Below are 17,532 nucleotides of genomic sequence, written 5' to 3' on the forward strand. Positions count from 1 at the left end.
GGCATTGATCCCAAAGTGAGCAGCCACCGATGCCACACCTTCACCACTAGTTTGGTAATAGTCTACCACAGACAGTTTCTGTTCCAATGAATAAGCGACTTTGGTACGTTTACGTTGAAGCGACTCCAGTCCATTAGCTTGAGCCTGCTTAACCCACCTCCGGATTGGGGTCATTGACGGGATACTGTATTTAGCGCAAAGGGTTGGATAGGAAACCCGTCCAGAAAGATACTCTTGTACAACCTGTACCTTGAACTCACTTGAATATTTGGTCATAAAAATGCCCCACAATCGTTAGAGTATCTGTCTAACAATTATGGGGCACTTCAGACTGTGTCAGGGAGTTTTTTTGGTTTAGGAAACCCGGTCACTATCCGGTGTCGTGTGGATCGCCATATAGACTAGTTCCGACAGCGTGATGAGCAGACAGCTGGGCGGATAGAAGTAGACAATGACGGCCACCGCGGCCGTCTCGGCCGGCAACCGCCAACCGCGCAGAAAGCGAAATATCGGCATCTGCCGCAGCCGGGCAGCTTTCTCGGTATTCGTGGCGTCCAAGTCGTTGGCAATGGCTACGCTGAGATAAAGATAGGTCTTGCTCCAGAGGAAGAAAACCAGCAAGTAGAAATACTCTGGTCCGCGTGCTTGCAGATAGCGGCCGGCCCAGGCCGTCGCCACCGGCAATAACGACATCGCGAACAGCCAGGCAATATTCAGCCAATACACCCGCTTGGAGATCCGTTCGGCCAGGGAGAACATATAATGATGGTTGTACCAGGCCACAGCGACGAAGACGAAGCTGACGCCGAAGGCAAACAGGTAGGGACCCTCGTCGAGAATGGCCGTCCACTCAGGCGATTCCGGGGTTTTGAATTCTAAGACCATAATCGTCATGATAATGGCGACCACAGCGTCGGTGAAGGCTTCAACACGGGCTTTATTCATGGTGGACTTCCTTTCTGCAACGTCTCTATAAAGTATACCGCGTTGGCGGTAAATTGCGGACTGATTCGCTTGGGGGACGTTGAATCGCCAGCAGGTTCGCAGTACAATACGCCAATCAATAAGGAATGTGAGGTCAACCATGAGTCAAATTATTTTGTTAGCCGTGGGTCTGCTGTTTTTCACTCGGAATGTTTTTCGTTACGAAAAAATATCCCGGTTGGAAATGGTCGTTGTTCCGGCGTACACCCTGATCGTGGGCTGTATCATGATTATGAATCACCCGCCGGTACTGCTGCCGCTGGTGAGCACAGCAGCTGTCGGCGCACTGGTCGGCTGGTTTCAAACGACCGGGTTGCAGTTGCAAGTGATGGGTAAGCAAGACGAGCATCAGCGGCCGATTGTGAAAGCCCGGCGCAACTGGCAGTATCTGCTGGGCTGGGTCGTGATCTTTGCTTATGGCATCTTATTTGCCTGGTGGTCTGGGGAACGGGTCAACATCATGAACGAGTTGGGCAGTGAGCTGGTCAAAGACCTGTTTGTGTTCAGCAGCTTCTCGCAGGCCGCGAGTTGGAACATTATGCTGCAATCCGCGGTGGCCAGCATTGTTTACATCCAGCTGGCGATCCGCAAAGAACCGCGAGTACGGGCCGCCATTGCGCATCAGGAAAAGACAAAAAGCAATTAACATAGTGCGGTCTAGCGGTGTTGCCTCGTTGCCTCGTCTATTCGGTTTTCAGAAAATTTTGTGCTAAGATAACAAAAGTGACTTTCTGAAACAGTAATGAAGAAAAGGGGACACCGCCGTGGACGGCAAGCAGCAATTTCGACCGAAAACACATTGGACACTTTCTGAAAAACATCATATGGCTATCCCGTGGCAGGACTTGATCCACGAAGATGACATTCCGGCAAAGGAAGCCAGTTTGGCAGCGCGGGCGACGATTGTCGGGCGGGTCGGCATCATTTTGCTGTCCTGCGGGACCGGGGCGTGGCGCGTGCGGGACGCGATGGATACGGTGGCCCGGGTACTGGGACTGACTTGTTCGGCCGATATTGGCCTGATTTCTATTGAATATACCTGTTTCAGCCCGCATCACCATTATTCCCAGGTCCTGTCGCTGCCCACGAGCGGGGTCAATACCGATAAATTAAATCGGATGGAACGGTTTGTCCATCAGTTCGAAGGAAAATATGCGCATTTGACGATGCGGGAGCTGCATCTGACCCTAGACCATATTCAGCACCGGTCCGGCAACTATTCGGTGGTGGTTGGCGGCCTTGCCGCCGCGCTGGCATGCAGTGCCTTCGTCTTTTTACTGGGCGGCGGGCTGATCGAAATGCTGTGTGCCTTCATTGGCGCCGGTGTGGGCAATCTGATCCGCGGCTGGATGATCAAAAAGCATATCACGACCTTGGCCTGCATTGGCGTCGGGGTAGCGGCGGCGTGTCTTTCCTACGCGGCGGTTTTCCAAAGTCTGGTGGCGCTGTTTAATGTCGCGGCCGGGCATGAGGCTGGGTATATCGGTGCGATGTTGTTTGTTATCCCTGGTTTCCCGTTCATCACCAGTATGTTGGACATGTCGAAATTGGATATGCGGTCCGGCATCGAACGGCTGGTGTATGCCACAATGATCACCACCGTAGCGGCACTGGTTGGCTGGCTCTTTGCGCTGATGGTCAACTCGCGGCCGGGTAACTTTATGCCGTTGGGCCTGAACCCGTTCGTTCTCGCCGCTTGCCGCGTTTTGGCCAGCTTCTGCGGCGTGTATGGGTTCTCCATTATGTTCAACAGCCCCCAGAAGATGGCGATCACGGCCGGACTTGTCGGGGCAGTAGCTAATACGCTGCGCCTGGAACTCGTGGACTTGACGATTATCCCGGCCGCCGCCGCAGCCTTCATCGGCGCACTGACCGCGGGGCTGCTGGCCTCGCTGATCAATCGTTACCAAGGGTTCCCCCGAATCTCGCTCACGGTGCCATCCATTGTGATCATGGTACCGGGCCTGTATATTTATCGGGCGATGTACAATATTGGGTCCAACTCGCTGAGTGTCGGCGCGATGTGGCTGACGCGCGCGGTGCTGATCATTATGTTTCTGCCCATGGGGTTGTTTGTGGCCCGGCTGATTTTAGATGAAAAATGGCGGCAGAGCGACTAAAAGAACGGTCTCATCATTCCGGTTGCGGAATTGACGAGACCGTTTTTGAATTTAGTGCATCAATGCCGGTTGGACCAGCGCCGGTAGAAATAGGTGCCGAGAAAACCAATTAAGGATAGAAAACCGATCATCACTCCTAGTACCAGATGAATCGGGAATTCGTTCTGATATTCCGCCCATGTCCGCGGCCCCCAGGGAATAAACAACACTCCGAGGACCAGCAAAATCAAACCAATTGCCAGATAACGCAAAGGAATCTGCGGTTGCGGCGGTTGATTTGCCGGTGTGTGGCGTCTCTGTTGAATTTGATTGATTAATAGGATAAGTGAAAAAAGCACTACAATACCTGGAACAATGAGTCGAATGAGTGAGTTGTTCATTGGTGAGTCCCTCCCATCAACATGAATCTATTTCTTTCGCCTTCAGCATACGCTGTCGCCGCGATCAGGACAATATTGAACGCTCTTTATTTTATTCGACTGCCAGCATACTCAATTTGGACCAAGTGGTATTGCGGCCATGGCGTCCAGTTGCGTGTCAGTTGCAGCATGATCGGGCGACCGTTGATGGTGGCGTCGAAGTAGTGGATATGGCCGGCGTTATGGTTAAACTGGTCCGCATCGTCATTTTCGCCGTTGACCTGAATCGTCAGCGGCTTTTTCTTCAATAATTGGCGCAGATACGTGTTTGTCGGACTAGCGTCACCGACGACCCGCTGGAAGAAGCGGGTATCGCCATGGGTCAGCGCGGTCTGGATATTTTCTTGCACCGTCCGCTGCACCAGCCAGTTGTTGCCGGGGCCAACGATCAGCCAGAAAAAGGAGACGGCCGCTAATAAACCGATGATCAGTGTGCCGATCAGCCAGGGCCAATGCAGCCATTTATGTTTGTAGTGTGGATATTTGTTCGTGATCGTTCTCTCCCAATGATGTAATTGCCATTAGCATAGTCGACCAGCCGTGCTGTTCACCATACTGGAGGTAATCTTTGCAGAAAAGTAAGAACGGTTGCCATCGCAGGCAAAACGAATCGTACTTCCTATTTTTCGAAATCCGATGTCAAAAGGAATTACACTTCGTTTTCTTGGTAAAACGGTCCTAAAACGAAGTATGATTCAGATATTCAAAAGTGAAGCAAGTGCCGATGCTTCGTTTTAAATCGGCTGCTGGGTGCGGAATCCTGATGTTTACCGAGCCAGTGCGGTACACTGGAACTATACGAGGAGGGATTCAAATGGCTAAAAAGGCACTCATTGTCTATTTCTCTTTGTCCGGGTCGACCGAGCAAGTGGCCGATCTGTTGGCAAAGATCTCCAATGGGACAGTACACCCAATCCAAGTGGTCACCCCGTTTCCGGAAGATATGTACAAGACCAACGATATTGCGGAAGCCCAGCGCGAGGATCATACCTATCCGGAATTATCTGGCAAGCTGCCCAACGTGGCGGATTACAGAATCATCCTGTTGGGCGGGCCGGTCTGGAATGGGCATCCGGCAACACCGCTGCTGCGCTTTTTACAGGACGTGAACTTGGGCAGTGTACCCGTGGCGCCTTTCTTCACTTATGCGACTGATCCGGGGGATTATGCCAAAGAAATTGACCGGTTGTTGGGGGCCAATAGCCTGGCGGCGTTGGGCATGGCGGATGCTGTCGTGGCGAAGACCAGCAAGGCGACGGCGGAATTACAGAAATGGTGGGATACGGTACGGCCTCGATAATCCATATTGTGTCGTTACGCGAAAAACCGGAGCTGCTGCCAACGATGATTCAATTCTTCCAGAATCATTGGGGCTCTCCAGAGAGCAATCCGGTCTACACGGATGCCCTGACGCACAGTGTCGCGCCAAACGGTCCGCTGCCCCAGTGGTATTTGGCGGTGTCGGCGGATAATCGGGTGGTGGGCGGCTGCGGCTTGATCCCCAACGATTTTATCAGCCGGATGGACCTGATGCCTTGGTTGTGTGCGTTATTTGTGGAACGCGACTTTCGCCAGCAGGGGGTCAGCCGGCAATTGATCGACCGGGTGGCAGCCGATGCTCGGCGGTTGGGGTTTGCCGATTTGTATTTAGGCACGGATCTGCTGGGCTTTTATGAGCAGCAAGCCTTTCACTATATCGGTGATGGTTATCAGCCCTGGGGCGCGAAGCTGCGGATTTATGAACGGCATTTATCATGATACGAGAAAAGCGGCCGCACTGGACCGCTTTTCTCGTATTCCGTTTAGTTTGCCCAAGGACCGGTGACGACCACCTTCCTAGTCATGTGCCCAGATTCGACCAAGGCGTGGGCCTGCCGTAAATTGGCTGCGTTCAGCGGACTCAGCGTCTTGGTCAGTGTATTTTGCAAAGTGCCAGCGTCCAGCATGGCGGCGGCACGGTCTAAAATCTCTCCTTGGGAAGCCAAGTCATAGCCGTACCAGGATTTAGAAAACATCCATTCCCAGGCAAAGGTTGCTCGTTTCTTGGTCAGCCGCTGCAAGTCGATGCCCTGGCGATTCTCGGTGATCGCCGCGATCCAACCGTCGGGGCGAATCATCTCGGCGATTTCGGACCAATGCTCGTCCAAGTGGGACAGATTCAAGATATAATCGACATCTTTGTACCCGGCCGCGTGCAGTTGCGCCGGCAATGGCTGGCGATGATTCAAGACCCGGTCGGCACCATGGGCCCGGACCCATTGCTGGGATTCCGGCCGGGAGGCGGTGGCGATGACTTGCAGGCCGGCCCAATGGGCGAGTTGCGTCGCCACGGAACCGACGCCGCCGGAGCCGTTAATGATCAGGAGCGTATGGTGGGCGTTAGCGGCTTTGTTGTTCAACGGAATATGGAGCTTTTCGAACAAAGCCTCCCAGGCCGTCAAACTGGTCAGCGGCATGGCGGCAGCCTGGGCGTCGGTCAGTTGGGTGGGGGCATGGCCGACGATCCGTTCATCAACGAGCTGATATTCAGCGTCGCTGCCGGAACGCTTGTAACTGCCGGCATAATAGACCCGATCCCCTGGGTGGAACAGGGTCACCGCGTCACCAACCGCGGTGACAGTACCCATGGCATCCCAGCCGATGATTTTCGGTTGGGCAAGCTGCCGGCGGCCGCCGCCCCGGGTGCCGGTATCCACCGGATTGATCGAGACCGCGTGCACATTGACCAGCAGATCATGGCCAGTTGGCACTGGCTGCGGCAGGGTCAGATCCTCTAAACTATGCGGATCAGAAATTGGTAAATGCTGCGTAAAACCGATTGCTTTCATGATTTGCAAACTTCCTTTCTCACTTGCAAACCCATGGTACCAACCCTACTATTGAAATGTAAGTGAGCAAAATGTAAGTGACCGAAGGAGTCCTGATTATGTCCCGTGAAATCTATGATTGTGCCGCCGGTTGTCCGGTGCAGAGCACCGTGCAGATCATTGCCGGCAAGTGGAAGAGTGTGATTTTGTACCATTTATTTCAGGGCGATGCGACCCGGTTCAGTACCTTGGATCGGGCAATTCCGTCGGTGACGGCGCGGATGCTGGCGTTGCAATTGGCTCAGTTGGAAGAAGACGGTGTGATTGCCAAACAAGACAGTGACGACGACCGCCGGGAGACGGAGTATGTCCTCACGCCGTTTGGCCAAACACTCGCGCCGGTAATTGAAGCCATGGCCGCGTGGGGCGCGGCGTATAATGCGCGGGAGAAAGAACGGGTCTAAAGGGGCAGAGACCGCCTGTCACTTTAAAAAATCCTCTCTTTTTACTGTGTTTCTTTAAATGAACACTGTATAATTGTAGAAAAGACCAATCACTGGAGGGGTTCAGATGGGCAAGTCACTGGAATTACCCGAATTGCTGGAACAGCAGCTTGTTGACGGTATCCTGGCCGGCTACAAGGATTATTTAAGTGTGCGCCGATCTGCCCAGAAGCGGCTGGCAGTCAGCAGTGCTTATGCCTGGGTAAAGGGCAATCACATTGATTCGCAGGTCAAAGAAAAATGTGCCGACATTCCAGGAATCGAAGTGAAACACGATTTGGCTGGTTACGCTTGGGAATATCTCCAATTTTCGTACGACGATGCCAATGGTCAATCAATGATCATTGTTAAAAATCAGCGGGCAGCGGCGAGTAATTTTAATGAAAAGCCGCAACAGGCCGATCCTAAAAACTACTTATATCAGTACGCCGGAATCAACAATGAACTGGTGAAAAGAGGCTACCTCAAAGGTAAACGTACAGGTGCCGGCGTGCAATTGGAATTGTCAATGCCGGAGTTGGCGGCCATCCAACAAAATGTGACAACGGACCAGCCGCAAGGCTTTAATCGTTTCTACATTGTCACTTATGAGATTGACGATGTTAAAATGATCAAGTCGATTCGCCTCACGATGCCCAAGCAAAACACCATGAGCCTATTTCAGGCGGCGGATCTGACACCAATGATTGCTAAAAGCGGTATTGATATCACCCCGGAAGAACTAGCCGTTGTGCAAAGGGATCGGGTACCAGCGAGCGTTTATTCACCGGATAATCAGCCATTCGGGTATGAGATTCCCGAGGGTGAGCAGAAAAAAGAACAGTAGGGTGAACGGAAGGATGAAACAACATGTTTTTCGGTGAGAAACTCAGGAATTTGCGGGAACTTAATGGTCTCTCCCGAAAAGAATTGGCGGATCAATTGACTGTTTCTGAACAGGCTGTTTGGCAATACGAAGCTGAGTCAATGGTGCCGGGCATTGGCGTATTAAACCATTTGCGACAACTTTTTCAGGTGGACACCAGATATTTTTTCACCAAAGATAGGCTGACTGCTGTTGCTACTGAAGAGCACGTGGCATATCGGGCCAGGGATCGGGAATCGCGGAAGAAAACCAAACTGGAACTCGCGTATATCAACTATTTGGATAACTATCTCAACTATTTTGAACGATTTCTTGTTTCCCCAACAGCGAGTATTCGAGCCCTGCAAAGGCGGATCATTGCGCTGGTTCAGGCGCATACCGAATTGACTGATACGGTTATTGCTCAGGCGGCCGAGGAGGCGCGGCAATTCCTTGGTCTCACGAGCAATCGAGATTTGATGTATGTGCTGGAAATGAGCGGCATCTATATCGTTGAGAAAGACTTGGGTCCGGTCGTTGATGCGTACAGCACGGTGACCAAAGACGGGCGGGCTTTTATTGTACTGGGTAATATTAAAAAGTCTGCGGTGCGCCGTAATTTTGATCTGGCCCATGAACTGGGGCACCTCTTGCTGCATACCACTGTGGACATGGCGACACTCACGAAGGTTGAGCATAAACTCATTGAACAGCAGGCAAATATGTTTGCGTCCGTCTTTTTGATGCCAGTCGCGGCTTTCAAAGCAGACTTTACTAATCTGCGGCGACGGTCCAATCCAGATTCCTACATTGAATTGAAGCAGAAGTATTTAGTGTCAATCGTGGCGTTGGAATACCGGGCGTACAAGTTGGGCTTGCTGACGTATCAGGAGAATCGTTATTTCTTTGGTCAAGTGCATAAGAAAGGCTATGCGGCGCTGGAACCGTTGGATGATCAACTGGCACCAGTGCGGCCCAGCCGGATCAAGTCGCTGATTCAGCTGCTTTTCAGTAAGCAAGTACTGACGGTGAGTGACTTAGGCCAGACGTTACACGTGACCCCAGCATTCATTATCAGACTGTTCAGCTTGGATGCCAATTTCTTTGAACCATATATGCAGCACAAGCAGGCGACGTTCTCTTCAGCAGAGATTATCCCTTTGAAACGGTCTGTGTAGAAATCCTTGAACAGAATGCTGAAATCCGACTAGGAAGACGGTTTAGAAACCCCTTGCATTCTCCCACCATATTTGCTAGTATAAATACAGATGCAAGGATTGTAACCGCTCTCTGAAGTGGGCAAAGCCTGTGATCGTTGGATTGGTCTATCTACGATAGACGACAGCGCACAGGCTTTTTCTATCCAATTCGCACGAAAGGAGGTAGACAAAGAATCGTGGAAGTCGAGAAGGTCTTCAATAACAACGTGATCTTGGCCAAAGACCAGGATCAAGAAGTGGTGCTGATCGGCAAGGGTATCGGCTTTGGCAAGAAGCCGGGCAATCCGGTGACCGTCAACGCCCAGGTCGATGTGTATCGGCCGGCGGCGGCTAATTGGGTCAAGAACTTCCAAGAAGCCGTAACGGCCATTCCGCCGGAATACTTCGAAGTGGCGTCCCAGATCATCAAGACGGCGGCCGCTCAATTGCAAACAACGTTCAACAGTTACTTGCTGATCGCGCTGGCGGACCATATCCAGTTCGCCATTTACCGCCATCATCATGGCATGGATATCAAGAACGAACTGTTGTGGGAAATTAAGCGGATTTATCCCCGGGAATATGCCGTCGGGGAAGAAGCGCTGCGACTGGTCAATGACCAGTTTGACGTCACGCTGCTGCCCGACGAAGCCGGCTTCATGGCCATGAAGTTCGTGGAGAACAGCATGCAGGGTTCTACGGATCGCACGACCCGGGAAATGACCAAACTGATCAACGGTATGCTGGATGTCATTCAGTATCAGTTAAAAATGACGCTGGACAGCGACAGCCTGAGTTTCCAGCGCTTGCTGGTGCACCTGCGCTTTTTCGCCCAACGGACCGTGATGCGGCTGGCTGATCCCAACGCCAGCACCGAAGATGACTTTCTCTTCGATCACCTCGCTCAGAAATATCCCACCGCGTTTGCCTGTGCTCAGAAGGTTGTCACCTTCGTCACCAAGAGCACTGGCCATCCGGTGGCCCAGGGCGAGCAAGTCTACCTCACCGTGCACATCCAGCGGCTCCTTGCAGAGTCTCAGCAGCCATAATTTAATATCGGGATCGTAACTACTCAACTAGGCGAAACCCAAATCCTTTACTTCAGACCGCACGGCCGGAGTAACCGGTTTGGGTTTTTCTATTACTTACAGGAGGTTTTCACCATGGATCAAAAGCAGCTCGCCCAAGGCATCTTGACTGGTGTCGGCGGCAAAGACAATATTGAAAAAGCTTGGCATTGTGCTACCCGTCTGCGGTTCTATTTGAAGGATGATAAAAAGGCCGACACGCCCACCGTCGAAAAACTGGACGGTGTGATCACCGTCGTGAAGTCGGCCGGGCAGTATCAAGTCGTCATCGGTAACGCCGTGGCCAGCGTCTATGATGCACTGGCTGATCTGGCTGGCATCAGCGAGGATGAAGCACCCGTTGACAAAAAAGCTGAAAAGCAAGCCCAAGGCAGCATCGTCAACCGCTTTATCGGCTTTATTTCCGGCGTCTTCACCCCTTTCTTGGGCGCCATGGCCGGTGCCGGGATCCTGAAGGGGCTCTTGGCGCTGTTTACGGCCCTGGGCTGGATGTCCACAAAATCCGGGACTTACGAAATTCTTTACGCGGCCAGTGACGGGATTTTCTACTTCCTGCCGATCTTTCTGGCGTTTACTGCCGCCAAACAACTCCACGTTAGCCAATTCGTGGCTGTCGCCTTGGGCGCCACGCTGGTTTATCCGACCCTTGTGGCCACGGCGGGCAAGGGGACGGTCCTGCATTTCTTAGGGATTCCCGTGGTTTCCGCCACCTACACGTCCACCGTGATTCCCATTCTGTTGGCGATCTGGGTCCTTTCTTACCTGGAACCGGTCTTGGATAAAATCTTCCCGGAAGCGGTGCGCACGATCTTTACGCCGCTGCTTTCCCTGGCCATCATGGCCCCGGTGACTTTGATCGTCGTCGGCCCCATCGGCAGTGCCATCAGTAATGTGCTGGCTGCCGGCGTGATGGGTGTTTACAACTTCGCACCGTTCCTCGCTGGTGCCATCATGGGCGCCTTCTGGCAGGTCTTCGTGATCTTCGGCGTGCACTGGACGTTCGTGCCGCTGATGATGAACAATATTGCCAAGATGGGCTATGATCCGCTGCTGCCGATCCTGGCTGCCGCCGTTCTGTCCCAGGGCGGTGCCGCGCTGGGTGTCTTCCTCAAGTCTAAGAATCAGAAAATGAAAGCTCTTGCCGGGTCCGGGGTCATCACTTCCCTGTTCGGCATTACGGAACCAACGATTTACGGGGTCACTCTGAAATTGAAGCGGCCGTTCTATTGCGCCGTCGCCAGTGGCGCCATCGGCGGGGCCATCATCGGTGCCGGGGCCGTGCATACCAATGCCTTCGCGTTACCGTCTTTGCTGGCGGTGCCGGGCTATACGGGTAACGGTGTGGTGATTGGTTTGCTGGGGATCGCCGTCGCTTTCTTCGGCGGCGCGATTCTGACCTATCTCTTTGGGATTAAGAAAGAAGATAACGTGGCGGATACGGCATCCGTCAGTCAAGATGGCGCCATTACCATTGATGCGCCGGTGGCCGGCACACTGATTCCGTTGAAGAACGTGAATGATGAAGTCTTTGCCACTGAAGCCATGGGTAAAGGCATTGCCATTGTGCCCACGGATGATACAGTGAAAGCCCCGGTCAGTGGGACAATCAGCGCCTTGTATCCCACCGGCCACGCCATCGGGATCACGGCCGATAATGGGGCCGAGATCTTGATCCATATTGGCATCAACACGGTTCAATTAAACGGCCAGTTTTTCGAAGCGCTAACGAAACAAAATGACCACGTCACTGTCGGCGATCCGTTGGTCAAGGCTGATTTTGCCCAAATCAAAGCGGCCGGCTATGATCCGACGGTGATGGTGATCGTCACCAATACGGCCAGCTATGCGGCCGTGACGCCCACCAGCGACACGGAGGCGGCTAGCCAACCGATCCTCACCTTGACCCCGCAAACTGAAGCGACCACGGAAGGAGCAACTGCTGCTAATGTATAAACCAAATTATCCCCATGACTTTCCCCAAGACTTCCTGTGGGGCGGCGCCACTGCCGCCAATCAGATCGAAGGGGCGTGGAATCAAGACGGCAAGGGCCTGACCACGGCGGAAGTGGTCCGCCGGGCCAGCGACCGGAAGAAGATGTCCATGGGCGACGTCACCCGGGCCTCCATTGAGGCCGCGGTGGCCGATACCACCGATACCCATTACCCGAAGCGGCGAGGTAATGATTTTTATCACCGCTACGAGGAAGATATTGCCTTAATGGCTGAAATGGGCTTCAAAGTGTTCCGCTTCTCCATTGCCTGGGGCCGGATTTTCCCGAACGGTGACGATCCGACGCCCAACGCAGCCGGTTTAGCTTTCTATGATCGGGTCATCAGTACGTTGGCAAAGTACCACATCAAACCGTTAGTCACGTTGTCCCACTACGAGATGCCGATCCAGCTGACGCTGAAGCAAAATGGCTGGGCCAGCCGGGCCACGATCGCGGCGTTCACCCGGTTCACGGAAACGGTCTTTACCCACTTCAAGGGCCGTGTGCCATATTATCTGACGTTCAACGAAATCAACACCGGCACCTGGGGCTTCCACGAAACTGGGGCGCTGGACGATGGTCTGAGCGCCGATGCCCAGTTGCAGCTGCGCTACCAAGCTCTGCATCACCAATTTGTGGCCAGTGCCTTGGCGACTAAACAGCTGCACACCATTGATCCCGCGGCCCAGATGGGCTGTATGCTGGCTCGGATGCAGACATATCCGGCAACACCGAAACCGGAGGATGTCCTGGCGGCCCAGCAGGCGGATCAGCGCAACCTGTTCTTCACGGATGTCCAAGCTCGGGGCGAGTATCCGGAGTATATGAATCGCTACTTTGCGGAACATCATATTCAGATCGCCATGCAGCCGGATGACCAAGCCGTATTGAAAGCCAATCCGGTGGACTTCATTTCGTTCAGCTACTACATGACCACCGTCACCGCGGCCGACCAAGGCGCCGCAATCAACGGCAACATGGCCACCGGCGGGCGCAACCCGTATCTGAAGGAATCCGCCTGGGGCTGGCAGATCGACCCCATTGGTTTGCGGATTACCTTGAATGCCATGTGGGATCGGTACCGCAAGCCGCTGTTCATTGTAGAAAATGGGCTGGGCGCCGAGGATAAGCTCGAAGACGGCCAGGTGCATGACAGCTACCGCATCGACTACCTGCGGGCCCATATCCAGCAGATGAAGGAAGCCATCAGCGACGGTGTCTGTCTTCTGGGCTACACCATGTGGGGGCCCATCGACCTGATCAGTTTCTCCACGTCCGAGATGTCTAAGCGGTACGGTTTCGTCTACGTGGACCAAGATGACGAAGGTCACGGCAGTCTGCGCCGAATCAAGAAGGACTCGTTTGCTTGGTATCGGAAAGTTATTGCCAGCAATGGCGCCGATTTGAATTAAGCCCAAAAGAAAAAGCCCCGCGGGGCTTTTTCTTTTGCGCTGAAGTTAGAATTCTTCATAGACTGCTGGATCTTGGTTGTTATACCGGCCGTCCGGACGGGTCAGGGCATTGATTTTAGCCATGTCGGCGTCATCAATCGTGAAATCAAAGAGATTGAAGTTTTCCTCCTGACGGGACACGTGGGTCGACTTGGGAATCGGCAGGACCCCGCGCTGAATGTGCCAGCGCAAAATGATTTGACCGGGGCCGCGGTGGTACTTTTCGGCCAGTTCGTTGATCACCGGGTTCTTCAGCACATTGTTGGCACTGGCTCGGCCCAGCGGACTCCAAGCTTCCGTCAGAATGTGGTGGGCCCGGTCGTAGTCGATTTGAGCTTGCTGATTGAAGAAGGGATGCAGCTCCACTTGGTTGATGACTGGCAGCACGCCGGTTTCCTTTTGCAGTTTATCAATGTGTTCCGGTAAGAAATTAGACACCCCGATACTGCGAATCAAACCGAACTTCTGGGCGTCAATGAGTGCCTGCCAGGCTTCGACGTATAGGCCTTCCTTAGGATTGGGCCAATGAATCAGATAGAGGTCGAAATAATCCAAGTTGGCCCGGTACAGCGACTCCTGAATTGTTTGCAAGGCCTCTTGATAGTGTTGATGGCGGCCGGGCAGTTTGGACGAAACCAGGATGTCGGCCCGGGGAATACCGCTGCGGCGAATGGCTTCACCAACGGCCCCTTCGTTTTCATAATTATAGGCAGTATCCAGCAGGCGATAGCCCACATTCAGCGCGGAGACCATGGCGTTAACGCCGCTGGCGCCGTTCAGCTTGTATGTACCAAAGCCCACTTTGGGCAATTGCAGACCATCAGCGAGAGTATAAGTTTCCATTGACGATATCAGCCTTTCTATTAATTATTCGGTGATTCTTACAACCGTTGGGCAATGTCTTTCTTCGTACCGACCGAGATGAACAGCGGACCGTCGGATTGGGCCGGCAGACTGTCTTTCAAGTCACCTAAATCGTAAGCGTCAAAACCGATTTGGTCAATCAGGTCAATGACCGTGGCTTTGGCGTGCTTGTTGTCGCTGGCCACTGGCACGGCGATGCGCCGCGGGTCCCCGGTCGGCCGCGGCATGGCAGTGATGCGGGCCATGGCGATGGTATTAAAGGCCTTGACGACTTTCTTGCTTTGCAGCTGCCGGGCCACGAATTCCGATGTGGCTTCTTCGTGCTTCTGCAAGTTCATGATATTACCATCCCGATTCGGGAAATAGTTGGTGACGTCCAAAATGATTGGGTCATTCGGGAAAGGCGCCGGCAGTTCCCGCACCGCGAAGAACGGCACCGCCAAGACGACCAGGTCCTGTTTCGTCGCTTCCGCGATAGTGCCCGCACTGGCGTTGACCCCCAATTTTTCGATCAGCGGGCTTAAGCTCTCGACACTATGCCGGTGGCTCATCACGACGTGGTGACCGGCGTGGACGAACAGTTGCGCCAAGGCCTTGCCCACGTTACCAGTACCAATAAAACCAATGTCCATTTGTGACTCCCCCTTACTTTTTTCTTCCACTACCAGCATAGCACGCCGGGGCCGTAAGGGGTAAGCAGACCACTTGTGGGAATACTCATTTCGCATAACTTTAAGTTGTGAATGATGAAACTTGAATATTCAATAAAGTTGATACAGTGGAGGGGCAGCGGACTGAGTAAACGGTTTCTTTGACTCAGCCTGTAGGGTGATATTCGGGGGGAACGAGACCAGGAGGCGGACGCGAAATGGAAAGACAGAATGGCAATTGGCGGCGATGGTGGCTGCGGTCAGCGTTGCTGGTGATGATGGGGGTGTCGTTGGTTGGGCCGGGCGGTGGAGTGCAGGCGGCGACGATTGGGGATGTGCTGGATAATACCGCCACGACGAATAACAAATTGTTGGATGCGAATGGCAAGGCGTGGAATATGTATTCCATTCCGCGACAGGTTTGGGATAAGGACGGCAAGAAGGCGTATATCCAGCAGCGGGAACGGACGGCGGATGAGGGATCGTTTGTGAAACAGGGCTATTCTTGGAATAATCAAGGTATGCCGTTATCACCAGAAGATCCTAAAGAAAATACCGCACGATGGAACAACCAAGCATTGGGCTCCATCGCCTATATTTCTTTTAAAGATCCAAGTGGTAACGGGCGAATTGATCCAAAATATGGGGAGCCCTTCTTTTCTTTAAACTATGTGGATCGCAATGACTTAGTCAACGTAGAAACGCCACTTGACGCGGCTAATTTTTCCGGATCAGGCAAAGGCGGGACCCCATTATCTCAATCTCAAAGCGGTAGTATTTTTAATCCGACGCAGGTTCAGTCTAAAATGAAACGCAGCGCCGCGACTAACAATAAATTTCGATTAGCCGACGGTGCGACGTTTGATAATGGGTTTATTCAGGCTACAGGGAACGTGCCGATTGCTGCTCAGATTGCGGAGTCAGAGAGTGCTGTTGACGGTATGTTAGCGGGTAATTGGGGCGTTATGGTCAGAATCAAAGCGGCTGATGGAATTGATGCAAGATCATTAGCAGCAGCTATTGATTGGAGCAAGTCGTATTATTATTTAACGGTTGATTCTGTCCAAATTTTCGGCACGCAGATTTCCGACCTGAATTTTCCGCTCCAATTCGATCATCACGTGTATCTTGATCCAACGGATTCACACGTTTTTTTCTTAAAAGTGAAGGGAATTCCATACGGTTTCAAAGAAGAATCTGGTAATCGTGCACAAATGTATTTGCCTCGAAGCAATGCCGACCACTTGGACTATTTGCACAACCGGAACATTAAAGGAAATAATGCTTACACACTAGACAAGATTAATGGCGATCAGCGGCCAACCACATTGAATGATTCAGCCTTGATTAATTGGAATCAGTTCAAACAACCGTCTTTTTTCACTAGTACAGAGAAAAACACTGCAATTTGGGATCCCTTTAAGGGTATGTTGACTGAGATGGTTGATAAAATCACAATTCCAGTCATTCCAGGAATTATGAAAATCGTGATTGGCTGGTTCACATCCAGTCCAATATACAGCCTTGGAGATTTAGGAAGAACTGCGTCTTTGCTCAATACGGCAAGACCTGCTGAAGATCGTAAGATGACCGTGTCAAAAGATTTTTGGGATTTATTGAAGAATTTTCTTTGCTCACAAGCCATTGACCCAATCTTAAGTGCAATATCGAAAAACTTCATGAAGGCGCCGTTTCGTGGACGCGCCAGAATCAATTTTTCGTTTGACATAAGTAAATACAAGGGCAGTACCGATCCAGTCAAGGCAGTCTTCACCCAAGGTCGCTTACCGGCAGCACCCTATGCAGATGGTGAATTCAACCATGGCATGGGAACTGGCAGTTTGGCCAAGGACAATCCCGATCGGGCACCAATCGAAATTACGATGTACGATTCGTCTCAGTTAGTTGATCCATATTCGGTTACTGAGGGGATGCCAAGGGAAAAGCTTGATAAAGATCCAAGATTGCGTGGTCAGTTGCAGCCAGGGATCACACCCATGGATTACGCTGTTATTGATCAGAAATTTGTCAAAAATGGCGGCACCAAGTACAAGGTCTATTCAAACTTCTCCTCATGGACCGGCGCCATTGTGCCCTATGACCGGCATTATCATGAAAACAACGGGAGCAGTGACACATTGCATTCCAACGGCAAGATTACCCCGGGTTTTTCCCGGCGCACGGCGACGCCGGATCCCGGCCGAGACGGCGTTTTGGTGAATAACTCGGCTTCGCAAGAAGTGCCGATTTATCCGATTGGTGATTTAAAGGGTTTTATGAATGACTTATTGCCCAAACCCAATGAAAAAAAGGCCGGAGTGATTGCACCATCGCGCTATGCCAATGTATTCACTTACTATCTGAAACTTGAAAGCCCGAAAGTGCACTGATGCCTTGGTAATTGTGAGATGGCGGCGGGAATGATCTTGTTTTTGTCAGATTCCCAATAGGTCGACAAGATTCTTCGGAAGAAAACTGACAAAATGGTCAACGATGTTATTTATTACTTCCTCTGCCGTGCCCACTAAAGTGGCTCCCAGTGTGGATAGTGCCTTCAGAAGCTATGCCAGTGCTTGCGTTACTGCAATGTCTGGCATGACTTCATTCATCTC

The 17,532-nt window shown here is 52.3% G+C and carries 18 protein-coding genes; 11 read left to right on the forward strand and 7 right to left on the reverse strand.

Annotated features, from left to right (window positions below; translation table 11 throughout):
* Positions 1 to 276: helix-turn-helix domain-containing protein (locus H627_RS0113285; protein ID WP_027829342.1), on the reverse strand; the 276-nt coding region annotated here is incomplete at its 3' end.
* A gap of 78 nt (positions 277 to 354) precedes the next feature.
* Positions 355 to 945, reverse strand: coding sequence for a TMEM175 family protein (locus H627_RS0113290; protein WP_027829343.1), 591 nt, complete (start codon positions 943 to 945; stop codon positions 355 to 357).
* A 139-nt stretch (positions 946 to 1,084) separates the two neighbouring features.
* On the opposite strand from H627_RS0113290, the gene H627_RS0113295 reads away from it, so the two are divergent.
* Together H627_RS0113295 and H627_RS0113300 are read left to right on the forward strand one after the other, a co-directional pair.
* Positions 1,085 to 1,630 (forward strand): hypothetical protein, encoded by a 546-nt coding sequence (locus tag H627_RS0113295; RefSeq protein ID WP_027829344.1) that lies wholly within the window; start codon positions 1,085 to 1,087, stop codon positions 1,628 to 1,630.
* 178 nt (positions 1,631 to 1,808) lie between these two features.
* Positions 1,809 to 3,104, forward strand: a complete 1,296-nt coding sequence (locus tag H627_RS0113300; protein WP_051225443.1) for a threonine/serine exporter family protein — start codon at positions 1,809 to 1,811, stop codon at positions 3,102 to 3,104.
* A gap of 59 nt (positions 3,105 to 3,163) precedes the next feature.
* Here the strand turns inward: H627_RS0113300 and H627_RS20365 are convergent, their stop codons facing one another.
* Positions 3,164 to 3,484, reverse strand: a complete 321-nt coding sequence (locus H627_RS20365; RefSeq protein ID WP_027829346.1) for a hypothetical protein — start codon at positions 3,482 to 3,484, stop codon at positions 3,164 to 3,166.
* A gap of 86 nt (positions 3,485 to 3,570) precedes the next feature.
* Positions 3,571 to 3,873, reverse strand: a complete 303-nt coding sequence (locus tag H627_RS0113310) for a hypothetical protein (protein WP_152319464.1) — start codon at positions 3,871 to 3,873, stop codon at positions 3,571 to 3,573.
* 464 nt (positions 3,874 to 4,337) lie between these two features.
* Here H627_RS0113310 and H627_RS18430 point away from each other — a divergent pair, with 464 nt between their 5' ends.
* A complete protein-coding gene (locus H627_RS18430) occupies positions 4,338 to 4,823 on the forward strand; it encodes a flavodoxin (RefSeq protein ID WP_051225444.1) in 486 nt (161 codons plus the stop codon).
* Between the two features lie 44 nt (positions 4,824 to 4,867).
* Positions 4,868 to 5,281 carry a GNAT family N-acetyltransferase gene (locus tag H627_RS0113320; RefSeq protein ID WP_258457781.1) on the forward strand — a complete coding sequence of 138 codons (414 nt, stop codon included), beginning with the start codon at positions 4,868 to 4,870 and terminating at the stop codon, positions 5,279 to 5,281.
* 44 nt (positions 5,282 to 5,325) lie between these two features.
* Here the strand turns inward: H627_RS0113320 and H627_RS0113325 are convergent, their stop codons facing one another.
* Positions 5,326 to 6,351 (reverse strand): zinc-binding alcohol dehydrogenase family protein, encoded by a 1,026-nt coding sequence (locus tag H627_RS0113325; protein WP_027829349.1) that lies wholly within the window; start codon positions 6,349 to 6,351, stop codon positions 5,326 to 5,328.
* Between the two features lie 98 nt (positions 6,352 to 6,449).
* Here H627_RS0113325 and H627_RS0113330 point away from each other — a divergent pair, with 98 nt between their 5' ends.
* The 6 genes from H627_RS0113330 (at position 6,450) to H627_RS0113355 (ending at position 13,367) form a co-directional block, all read left to right on the forward strand.
* Positions 6,450 to 6,794 (forward strand): winged helix-turn-helix transcriptional regulator, encoded by a 345-nt coding sequence (locus tag H627_RS0113330; protein ID WP_027829350.1) that lies wholly within the window; start codon positions 6,450 to 6,452, stop codon positions 6,792 to 6,794.
* Positions 6,795 to 6,900: 106 nt separating this feature from the next.
* Positions 6,901 to 7,659 (forward strand): spr1630 family ClpXP-sensitive toxin, encoded by a 759-nt coding sequence (locus H627_RS0113335; RefSeq protein ID WP_035441116.1) that lies wholly within the window; start codon positions 6,901 to 6,903, stop codon positions 7,657 to 7,659.
* 23 nt (positions 7,660 to 7,682) lie between these two features.
* Positions 7,683 to 8,855, forward strand: coding sequence for a spr1629 family repressor/antitoxin (locus H627_RS0113340; protein ID WP_027829352.1), 1,173 nt, complete (start codon positions 7,683 to 7,685; stop codon positions 8,853 to 8,855).
* Between the two features lie 218 nt (positions 8,856 to 9,073).
* Entirely contained in the window at positions 9,074 to 9,925 is an 852-nt protein-coding gene (locus H627_RS0113345; protein ID WP_027829353.1) for a PRD domain-containing protein, read from the forward strand.
* A 114-nt stretch (positions 9,926 to 10,039) separates the two neighbouring features.
* The gene (locus tag H627_RS0113350; protein ID WP_027829354.1) at positions 10,040 to 11,917 is read left to right on the forward strand and encodes a beta-glucoside-specific PTS transporter subunit IIABC; all 1,878 of its coding nucleotides are present in this window, start codon (positions 10,040 to 10,042) and stop codon (positions 11,915 to 11,917) included.
* Positions 11,910 to 13,367, forward strand: a complete 1,458-nt coding sequence (locus H627_RS0113355; protein WP_027829355.1) for a glycoside hydrolase family 1 protein — start codon at positions 11,910 to 11,912, stop codon at positions 13,365 to 13,367. Before H627_RS0113350 ends, H627_RS0113355 begins: the two co-directional genes overlap by 8 nt.
* A gap of 45 nt (positions 13,368 to 13,412) precedes the next feature.
* Here the strand turns inward: H627_RS0113355 and H627_RS0113360 are convergent, their stop codons facing one another.
* Together H627_RS0113360 and H627_RS0113365 are read right to left on the reverse strand one after the other, a co-directional pair.
* Positions 13,413 to 14,249: an aldo/keto reductase gene (locus tag H627_RS0113360; protein ID WP_027829356.1), complete on the reverse strand. Its 837-nt coding sequence runs from the start codon at positions 14,247 to 14,249 to the stop codon at positions 13,413 to 13,415.
* Between the two features lie 38 nt (positions 14,250 to 14,287).
* On the reverse strand, positions 14,288 to 14,902 hold the full coding sequence (locus H627_RS0113365) for an NADPH-dependent F420 reductase (protein WP_027829357.1): 615 nt from the start codon (positions 14,900 to 14,902) through the stop codon (positions 14,288 to 14,290).
* A gap of 236 nt (positions 14,903 to 15,138) precedes the next feature.
* Here H627_RS0113365 and H627_RS0113370 point away from each other — a divergent pair, with 236 nt between their 5' ends.
* Positions 15,139 to 17,310 (forward strand): hypothetical protein, encoded by a 2,172-nt coding sequence (locus H627_RS0113370; protein ID WP_027829358.1) that lies wholly within the window; start codon positions 15,139 to 15,141, stop codon positions 17,308 to 17,310.
* Positions 17,311 to 17,532: the final 222 nt, after the last annotated feature.

This window comes from Schleiferilactobacillus harbinensis DSM 16991, assembly GCF_000425885.1.
In the GTDB taxonomy this organism is placed as follows: domain Bacteria; phylum Bacillota; class Bacilli; order Lactobacillales; family Lactobacillaceae; genus Schleiferilactobacillus; species Schleiferilactobacillus harbinensis.

What these genes read in the sequence shown, in the direction of transcription:
- H627_RS0113290 (WP_027829343.1), bottom strand. Translation starts at nt 945, where the DNA reads ATGAATAAAGCCCGTGTTGAAGCCTTCACCGACGCTGTGGTCGCCATT.
- H627_RS0113295 (WP_027829344.1), top strand. Translation starts at nt 1,085, where the DNA reads ATGAGTCAAATTATTTTGTTAGCCGTGGGTCTGCTGTTTTTCACTCGG.
- H627_RS20365 (WP_027829346.1), bottom strand. Translation starts at nt 3,484, where the DNA reads ATGAACAACTCACTCATTCGACTCATTGTTCCAGGTATTGTAGTGCTT.
- H627_RS0113370 (WP_027829358.1), top strand. Translation starts at nt 15,139, where the DNA reads ATGGAAAGACAGAATGGCAATTGGCGGCGATGGTGGCTGCGGTCAGCG.
- H627_RS0113335 (WP_035441116.1), top strand. Translation starts at nt 6,901, where the DNA reads ATGGGCAAGTCACTGGAATTACCCGAATTGCTGGAACAGCAGCTTGTT.
- H627_RS0113325 (WP_027829349.1), bottom strand. Translation starts at nt 6,351, where the DNA reads ATGAAAGCAATCGGTTTTACGCAGCATTTACCAATTTCTGATCCGCAT.
- H627_RS0113340 (WP_027829352.1), top strand. Translation starts at nt 7,683, where the DNA reads ATGTTTTTCGGTGAGAAACTCAGGAATTTGCGGGAACTTAATGGTCTC.
- H627_RS0113320 (WP_258457781.1), top strand. Translation starts at nt 4,868, where the DNA reads ATGATTCAATTCTTCCAGAATCATTGGGGCTCTCCAGAGAGCAATCCG.
- H627_RS18430 (WP_051225444.1), top strand. Translation starts at nt 4,338, where the DNA reads ATGGCTAAAAAGGCACTCATTGTCTATTTCTCTTTGTCCGGGTCGACC.
- H627_RS0113365 (WP_027829357.1), bottom strand. Translation starts at nt 14,902, where the DNA reads ATGGACATTGGTTTTATTGGTACTGGTAACGTGGGCAAGGCCTTGGCG.
- H627_RS0113360 (WP_027829356.1), bottom strand. Translation starts at nt 14,249, where the DNA reads ATGGAAACTTATACTCTCGCTGATGGTCTGCAATTGCCCAAAGTGGGC.
- H627_RS0113300 (WP_051225443.1), top strand. Translation starts at nt 1,809, where the DNA reads ATGGCTATCCCGTGGCAGGACTTGATCCACGAAGATGACATTCCGGCA.
- H627_RS0113330 (WP_027829350.1), top strand. Translation starts at nt 6,450, where the DNA reads ATGTCCCGTGAAATCTATGATTGTGCCGCCGGTTGTCCGGTGCAGAGC.
- H627_RS0113350 (WP_027829354.1), top strand. Translation starts at nt 10,040, where the DNA reads ATGGATCAAAAGCAGCTCGCCCAAGGCATCTTGACTGGTGTCGGCGGC.
- H627_RS0113355 (WP_027829355.1), top strand. Translation starts at nt 11,910, where the DNA reads ATGTATAAACCAAATTATCCCCATGACTTTCCCCAAGACTTCCTGTGG.